This is a genomic window from Candidatus Symbiopectobacterium sp. NZEC135, assembly GCF_025962695.1.
Map to the genome: position 1 here is coordinate 1 of NZ_JAGFPF010000217.1, position 2327 is coordinate 2327.

Consider the following 2327-nt stretch of genomic DNA (forward strand, 5'->3'; position numbering starts at 1 on the left):
GCTAGGTAAAGCATGAATGAGAGCAGGAATTTGAACAAGCCCTCCGCCACCAACCGCAGCATCGATCAGGCCACCACAGAAAGCAAAGCCTCCCAATGCAAAAAGAGAAATATCAATATTCAACACTTATTACAGCCCCCGCAAATGCATTAAAGACATATTTTAAATTTATTTCTTCTGTAACACCTGAGCATTGTTTCCTGCCTCATAACAGACAACGAAAAATACGGTAGCAAGTTCTTTATTTCAGTGAGTCAGAACGTTTTGTAATGCAGAAAAGGCGATGCCAACTCTTCTGTTATAATCAAGCATGACATGCTTAAGTCGTTCTGTATTGAATGAAAGCTTCGCGATACGACTAAAGGCCTGTAACGCGGCCAGCGCATGTAAACCATGCCTGTTTTCTACCTCCCCGGCATGCCCAATGACGTAACCTTTGGCGTTACGAAGCGCTTTGGTGTCCTCATTTAACGACGCATTAAAGGACAATAATTTCCCCTCTATAAACTGGGCAAGAAAATTGTATTCGCGTCCGTTCCAGAGTTCAGATGCGACAGAGACCATCATGGCATCCACGACAGACTGCTGATATTCAGTAGAATGCATTGCAGACTTATGTTTTGCAATGCCGGTATTGTAGAGGAAATCAGAGAATTCATTACACTCATTGATTTTATATTGATCATCAACCCAGGCTGAAGCCCCAAAAGCATTTGTCATATATTTATACATTCCGTCATGCCCCTTTTGACCAAGACCAAAGTCATCTTTTGATACTTCATGCATATGGGCCAGCACGTTATGATAGATAGCCTGATTTTCTTGTGAAATGTAAAGTGCGTCAGCGGATAGACGCATGATTATTTTTCCGGATACCAGGCTCGTCGTTTTGTGCGTTTCATTCCAGCCGTTGAAAAAGCTGAGGACTCCGGGTTCAACTTTTTCCGTTTTCAGAAAGGCAAGAAAAGTCCCTTCCGTATAAGGCTGAGCCACCTGGGTTATTTCATGACAAAGAACGTCGTACATCATATTCTGAAGTTCTTTAACATGTTCAATATACACGGAGATGGGTGGCCTGCGAGCATCTCCGGCTATCCATCGACCAGGCAGTTTTAACATTGCGATATGTTCAGGCAAACCATCGACGAATACCTCCCCCAGTTCCTGCATAGAAAAAGGTTTAGTTGATATGTCATTACTACATTGCATAGATAATGAAATCATATATCCACCTCGGTTATTCACGAACTAAAAATATTAAAGACCTCTGAACCATTTATTGGAAAATGGATGATAAAGTTATTTTTTTATTACAGCATTTCAAATAATATCTGATTCCACCTCCAGGCATTGTACGGTGATTGATTAATACACTACAACTGACTTATAGTGAGTTAATTATTCACTTTTAGTGAGGTGTAAAGGGATGGATATATCTCAGCTGAAAATGTTTAAAACCGTTGCCGAGCAGGGTAGTATCGCCAGAGCATCCGAAAGACTGCACTGTGTTCCCTCAAATATCACAAACAGAATCAAGCTCCTGGAAACGGAACTGGGTGTTTCTCTTTTCATCCGTAAGGGGCGCGGACTGGTCATCACACCTTCGGGAGAAATACTGCTGGAGTACGCCAGCAAAATACTGACTTACTGCCAGGAAGCCCGCCAGGCACTTAAGCCCTCATCAGAACCTGGAGGGGTCCTGCGGATCGGAGCTATCGAATCTGCAGCAACAGGACGGCTACCGATGGTTCTTCCAAAATTCAACCAGAGCTATCCCGCAGTCCAGGTGCAATTCAGTACAGGGACATGGCAACAGTTAGTCAGCGATGTCGCCGAACTTAAACTCGATTGCGCGGTTATCGCGACAAAGGATGACCATCCGGATATCACTTATGTGAAAGCCCACCAAGAATCACTGGTATTGATTGCTTCTCCTTTTACAGGAAAGATATCAGCGCCTCAGGATCTAGAAGGTAGACACCTTTACATGTGGCCTCACGGGTGCCCTTACCGCCAGGCCCTGGAGCGTTGGGTAAATCAGCATCAGATCACAGTCGATATCACCAGCATTGCAAGTTATGGAACTATTCTTGGGTGTGTCAGTTCCGGTACAGGTGTCTCGCTGGTACCTGCTGGCTTTTTTGAGCAGTTTAAAAGAACCGGTAATATCAGGGGGTATACAGTTAGCGAGTTATTTCCCGTACAAACTTACTTTATAAAAAATAGCAGAATAGACCTTCATCACGCACGTAATGCGTTTGAAACGTTATTGCGTGCAGAATTAAACAATGTGTGAATTTTCTACGGCCATAATCAGCACATCACAC

General features: G+C 43.6%; 2 protein-coding genes. One reads left to right on the forward strand and one right to left on the reverse strand.

The window, feature by feature from the left end; translation table 11 throughout:
* Positions 1-246: 246 nt before the first annotated feature.
* Positions 247-1224 carry a hypothetical protein gene (locus J5224_RS25095; protein ID WP_264627929.1) on the reverse strand — a complete coding sequence of 326 codons (978 nt, stop codon included), beginning with the start codon at positions 1222-1224 and terminating at the stop codon, positions 247-249.
* A gap of 202 nt (positions 1225-1426) precedes the next feature.
* Between J5224_RS25095 and J5224_RS25100 the strand changes: the two genes are divergently transcribed.
* A complete protein-coding gene (locus tag J5224_RS25100; RefSeq protein ID WP_264627930.1) occupies positions 1427-2296 on the forward strand; it encodes a LysR family transcriptional regulator in 870 nt (289 codons plus the stop codon).
* Positions 2297-2327 lie beyond the last annotated feature (31 nt).